This window comes from Bradyrhizobium sp. SHOUNA76, from assembly GCF_023006445.1.
In the GTDB taxonomy this organism is placed as follows: domain Bacteria; phylum Pseudomonadota; class Alphaproteobacteria; order Rhizobiales; family Xanthobacteraceae; genus Bradyrhizobium.
In genome coordinates, this window is sequence record NZ_JALBHA010000456.1 from 1 (window position 1) to 5,306 (window position 5,306).

6 protein-coding genes are annotated in these 5,306 nt (G+C 65.7%); 3 read left to right on the forward strand and 3 right to left on the reverse strand.

Annotated features, from left to right (window positions below; all coding sequences use genetic code 11):
- On the forward strand, nt 1–931 hold a 931-nt coding region (locus tag MOV74_RS30585; RefSeq protein ID WP_246930523.1), incomplete at its 5' end, for a thiamine pyrophosphate-dependent enzyme.
- Between the two features lie 87 nt (nt 932–1,018).
- Here MOV74_RS30585 and MOV74_RS30590 read toward each other — a convergent pair.
- A complete protein-coding gene (locus tag MOV74_RS30590) occupies nt 1,019–1,795 on the reverse strand; it encodes an SDR family NAD(P)-dependent oxidoreductase (protein WP_246930525.1) in 777 nt (258 codons plus the stop codon).
- Nucleotides 1,796–1,870: 75 nt separating this feature from the next.
- On the opposite strand from MOV74_RS30590, the gene MOV74_RS30595 reads away from it, so the two are divergent.
- Nucleotides 1,871–2,332 carry a MarR family winged helix-turn-helix transcriptional regulator gene (locus tag MOV74_RS30595; RefSeq protein WP_246930527.1) on the forward strand — a complete coding sequence of 154 codons (462 nt, stop codon included), beginning with the start codon at nt 1,871–1,873 and terminating at the stop codon, nt 2,330–2,332.
- 144 nt (nt 2,333–2,476) lie between these two features.
- Here MOV74_RS30595 and MOV74_RS30600 read toward each other — a convergent pair whose 3' ends face one another.
- Entirely contained in the window at nt 2,477–3,271 is a 795-nt protein-coding gene (locus MOV74_RS30600; protein WP_246930529.1) for an SDR family oxidoreductase, read from the reverse strand.
- A 41-nt stretch (nt 3,272–3,312) separates the two neighbouring features.
- Nucleotides 3,313–4,008: a hemolysin III family protein gene (locus tag MOV74_RS30605; protein ID WP_246930531.1), complete on the reverse strand. Its 696-nt coding sequence runs from the start codon at nt 4,006–4,008 to the stop codon at nt 3,313–3,315.
- Nucleotides 4,009–4,189: 181 nt separating this feature from the next.
- On the opposite strand from MOV74_RS30605, the gene MOV74_RS30610 reads away from it, so the two are divergent.
- On the forward strand, nt 4,190–5,306 hold a 1,117-nt coding region (locus tag MOV74_RS30610; protein ID WP_246930533.1), incomplete at its 3' end, for a YcjX family protein.

The following is a 5,306-nucleotide window of genomic DNA, read 5'->3' on the forward strand; positions in this document are numbered from 1 at the left end:
GAGGGCCAAGGCCAGCGTCTGGGTCAGCCCGTTCTCGGCGCGCTGCTCGTTCCCGGAGCGGCATCCGCAGTTCGCGGGCTTCCTGCACGCCTCGCCCGCGCAACTCTCCGACGCGCTGCGCGCGCACGACCTCGTCGTCGTCATCGGCGCACCGGTGTTCACCTTCCATGTCGAGGGCCATGCAGCGATCTTCGACGGCGACGCGACGATCTTCCAGATCACCGATGATCCGGACGCGGCGGCTGTCACGCCCGTTGGCACCAGCATCATCGCCACGATGAAGCCGGCGCTGGGCCTGCTGCTCGACCTGCTGCCGGGGAGCAAGCGCGCCTCGCCAAAAGGCCGCATGCTGCCGCCGGCACCGCAAGCCGCCGATCCGCTGCCGGTCGAATTCCTGCTGCATTCGCTGTCGCAGGCGATGCCGGAAGGTACGTCGGTCGTCGAGGAGGTTCCCTCGCACCGGCCGGCGATGCAGAAGTTCATGCCGATGCCCGGCCAGGACAGCTTTTACACCATGGCGAGCGGCGGCCTCGGCTATTCGCTGCCCGCCGCGGTCGGCATGGCGCTCGGCAAGCCGAAGCAGCGCACGGTCTGCCTGATCGGCGACGGCTCGGCGATGTATTCGATCCAGGCGCTGTGGACCGCGGCGCAACGCAAGCTGCCGCTGACCGTCGTCGTCATCAACAATTCCGGCTACGGCGCGATGCGCTCGTTCAGCCAGGTGATGCAGGTGAGGAACGTGCCGGGGCTGGAGCTGCCGGGTATCGATTTCGTCCGGCTCGCCGAAGGCATGGGTTGCCATGCGGTGCGGGTGACCAAGGCCGCGGAGCTTGGCGACGCGTTGAAGCGCGGCATGGCGCATGAAGGGACGAGCCTGGTCGAGGCCGTCGTGGATTCGGCGGTGCCGGTGCTTTACGGACAGAAGCATTGACGCTGCCGCAGCCCGGATGAGCGTAGCGATATCCGGGGTGCTGCAACAAAGGTCCCGGATGTCGCTCCGCTCATCAGGGCTACGAGGCTACGACGCCAAAAATCCCCCATCCGCCGCCAGCACGTGCCCGACCACATACGATGACGCATCGGATGCCAGCCACACCACGGCCTCCGCCACTTCCTCCGGGCTTCCCATCCGCCGCAGCGGCAATCCCGCGCTGACCGTCGCGACATCGCCGACTCCGGCGCGCAGCATCATGTCGGTGACGACACGGCCGGGGGCGATGGCGTTGATGCGGATGCCGCGCGGGGCGTTCTCCAGCGCCGCCGAGCGGGTCAGCGAGATCGCGGCGGCCTTGGAGGCCGAATAGAGCGAGAAGCCGGGATTGGGATTGCGCACGCCGCTGACGGAGGCGTTGACGACGATACTGCCGCGCCCCTGCGCCAGCATGACTGGCAATTGATGGCGTAGGCACAGGAACAGTGCGCGGACATTGGTGTCGAACACGCTATCGTAGATCTCAGTGCCCTGCTCTTGCAGCGGCGCGCGGCGCTCCTGGAAGCCGGCATTGTTGAAGGCGACGTCGAGCCGGCCGCAACGCTCGACGGCCGTACGCATCAGTCGTTCGACGTCGTCCTCATGTGTGATGTCGGTCTTGAGGGCCATCGCCTCCACACCAAGCTCGCGGCACGAAGCGGCGGTAGCGTCGATCTCGGCTTCGCGCCGGCCGGCGACGATGATCGCTTCAGCGCCCTCGGATGCCATCCGCATCGCCGTGGCGCGGCCGATGCCGCTGCCGCCGCCCGTGACGAGGCAGACCTTGCCCGCCATCCGCTGACCTGCCGGCAAAGCTTCGCTCATGGTCCACTCCAAAACGCTTGCATGCGCCGCTTTGGGCATATAGTTGTATGATACAACTATATGCCGGGAGTCAAGATGGCCGAACTTGCTCTGATCGACGACATCCGCGCCGCGTCGCGCCTGATGGTGCGCGAGCTCGGCTTCATGGATGCGACCGTGGCGGCCTCGGACTATCCACCCTCGGCGGTGCACACGATCCTGGAGATCGGCATCCGCGGTCCCATGACCTCAGGCGAGCTTGGCGATTTCCTGCGTCTGGAAAAATCCAGCGTCAGCCGCCTGGTGCGCAAGCTGATCGATTGCGGCGAGCTCAGGGAGACGCCGGATGAGAATGATGCGCGCAGCAAGGTATTGTCGCTGACGGCGAAGGGCCGGCGCACGCTCGAGGCGCTGCACGCGTTCGGCCGCCAGCAGGTGCGCGGCGCGCTGTCCGCTTTGACGGAAGCGGAACAGCGCACGGTCCGCGAGGGGATGATGCTCTATGCGCGGGCGCTCAGGCAGAGCCGGGTGGAGGATGAGGCGGAGCGAGCGGCGTGACCACACTCTCGGTGTCATCGCCCGGCTCGACCGGGCGATCCAGTACTCCGCGGCGCCAGTTGTGCAAACCAATGACCGCCGCGGAGTACTGGATGCCTCGCTTTCGCGGGGCATGACAGGGTCAACCGCAGCGACAGCGGCAGCCTACTTTCCGAACTCTTCCCGCATCTTCGCCTGGATCTTGGCCATGCCGCCGAGCCAGCGGTCGTAGTTCTCGGTCTTCTTGCGCATGTAGCCGAGCACCTGGGGGTGCGGCAGGATCAGGAACGTCTCCTGCTCGAGGCCGGCGAGCACGTCCTTGGCGACCTGCTCGGGCGAAAGATCGCCGTCGCCGGATTGCGGGCCCTTCGGGATCGAGCGCAGCATGTTCGTGTCGACGCCCTGCGGGCAGAGGATCGAGACCTTGATGTTGTCAGCCTTGTGCGAGATCGCGAGATTCTCGGCAAAGCCGACCGCCGCATGCTTCGTCGTCGAATAGGCCGGGCTGCCGACCTGCGACAGCAGGCCCGCGGCCGAGATCGTGTTGAGGAAATAGCCGCCGCCGCGCGCCTTCATGCGGGGGACGAGATGCCGCGCCGCATAGACATGGGCCATGACATGGATCGCCCAGCTGCGCTGCCACGGCTCGTCGGAGGCGCCGCCGGCATTGACCGACATCGGATCGAAGCCGCCGCCGATGCCGGCATTGGAGCAGAACAGCGCGATGGGGCCGAACTGCCGCTCGGTCTCCTCGATGACGTGCGAAATGTCCTTCTCCTGCGCCACGTCGCATTTGAAGGCCGCGCCATCCACCAAGGCGGCGACGGCCCTTGCGTTGGCGGCATCCATATCCGCGACGACGACCTTGGCTGCGCCTGCGTTGTGAAAGGCCTCGCACAGCGCCTTGCCGATGCCGTTTGCGCCGCCCGTGACGACCACGACCTTGCCGGTCACCTGCATGCGACGTCTCCTCTTGTCTTATACCGCTTCTTGAAGCTTGCTCAGCTCAACACGAGGTCGAGCACCGCGGTATAATGGCACGCCGCACCGGCCAAGACAAAGCCGTGCCAGATCGCATTCTGGAAGCGCAGCCGCCGCCAGGCGTGAAAGATCACGCCGAAGCTGTAGAGCAGGCCGCCGGCAAGGATGAAGCTCAGCACCAGCGCGGGCAGCGCCCGGACCACGGCGTCGTAGAGCATCACGCCGCTCCAGCCCATGGCGAGATAGATGCCGACCGAGACGCGGTCGAAGCGGCCGGGGCAGCAAAGCTTGAGCACGATGCCGAGGATCGCAACGCACCAGACCCCGGCGAGCAGCACCAGCGCGAACCCGCTGTCCTTCACCTCCAGGATGAACGGCGTGTAGGTCGCCGCGATCAGGAGATAGATCGCGGAATGATCGAACCGCCGCAGCAGCCATTTGGCCGGCGAGATCGGCCAGAGATTATAGGTCGCCGACAGCACCAGCATCGAGAGCAGGCCGGCGACATAGATCGAGACGCCGACGATGTCTGTGGCGTCGGCATAAACCGCCGTCAGCACCATCAGCACGGTCGCCGCGATGACGCCGGAGAGGACGCCGATCGCGTGGACCACTCCGTCAGCGATGAGCTCGGCGCGGTCATAGTTCCAGCCGATCACGTCGGCCGCGGCGTGGACAGAGGTGGATGCAAGGTGTTTCAGTTGGAAGTCGGTCATGGCAATCCGCAAAATGAGGTAATGGCCTCTTCTATGGGTGTTTCGGGATCGGCGCGTCGTTCAAACGGCTGATTTGCCGACAAAGGCGGTGGAAGTATGAAGCTTGATTTTCCTCAGGCAGTTGCCACTTTTGTGACTAGTCCATTTTGCCTATCCCCGCCCCGGATCCCTTAACGTTCATATGGCATTCAGTTTCCAGGATATGGTCGAAGAAGCGCGCTTGTCGGCCCAGGCGCTGATCGACTATGGGGAGCACTTATTCAACCCGACGGTGCGGTTAGGCGTTACCGGCCTGTCGCGGGCCGGCAAGACCGTGTTCATCACCGCGTTGATCCACGGCCTCACCCGCGGCGGCCGGTTTCCGGTGTTCGAGGCCTATGCCTCGGGCCGGATCGCGCGGGCGCATCTGGCGCCGCAGCCCGACGATGCCGTGCCGCGCTTTGCCTATGAAAACCATCTGCGCGCGCTGATCGACGAGCGACGGTGGCCGAATTCGACCGTCGACATCAGCGAGCTCAGGCTCGTCATCGACTATCAGCGCAACAACGGCGCCGACCGCACGCTGACACTGGACATCGTCGACTATCCCGGCGAATGGCTGCTCGACCTGCCGCTGCTGAAGAAGAGTTTCGAGCAATGGTCGGCGGAGAGCCTTGCGCTGTCGCGCGAGGCACCGCGTGCGCATCTTGCGAGCGAATGGCACGCGCATCTCGCAACGCTCAAGCCCGAGGCCCGCGAGGACGAGCAGGCGACGCTCAGCGCCGCAAAACTCTTCACCGACTATTTGCGCGCCTGCCGCGACGAGCGCTTTGCGATGAGCCTGCTGCCGCCCGGTCGCTTCCTGATGCCCGGCAATCTCGCAGGCTCGCCGGCGCTGACCTTTGCGCCGCTCGACGTGCCCGCCGGCGGCCATGCGCCGGAGGGTTCGCTGTGGGCGATGATGGTGCGCCGCTTCGAGGCCTACAAGGATGTGGTGGTTCGCCCGTTCTTCCGCGATCATTTTGCCCGGCTCGATCGCCAGATCGTGCTGGCCGATGGGCTTGCCGCGTTCAACTCCGGCCCCGAGGCGCTGCACGACCTCGAGGCAGCGCTGGCCGGCATTCTCGACTGCTTCAACATCGGCCGCAGCACGATCCTCTCCAGCCTGTTCCGGCCGCGCATCGACCGCATCCTATTCGCGGCGACCAAAGCCGACCATCTGCATCATTCCAGTCACGACCGGCTCGAGGCCGTGCTGCGCCGCGCCGTCTCGGGCGCCGTTGCGCGCGCGGAAAATACTGGCGCGGCGATCGACGTGG

What these genes read in the sequence shown, in the direction of transcription:
- MOV74_RS30590 (WP_246930525.1), bottom strand. Translation starts at nt 1,795, where the DNA reads ATGAGCGAAGCTTTGCCGGCAGGTCAGCGGATGGCGGGCAAGGTCTGC.
- MOV74_RS30595 (WP_246930527.1), top strand. Translation starts at nt 1,871, where the DNA reads ATGGCCGAACTTGCTCTGATCGACGACATCCGCGCCGCGTCGCGCCTG.
- MOV74_RS30600 (WP_246930529.1), bottom strand. Translation starts at nt 3,271, where the DNA reads ATGCAGGTGACCGGCAAGGTCGTGGTCGTCACGGGCGGCGCAAACGGC.
- MOV74_RS30605 (WP_246930531.1), bottom strand. Translation starts at nt 4,008, where the DNA reads ATGACCGACTTCCAACTGAAACACCTTGCATCCACCTCTGTCCACGCC.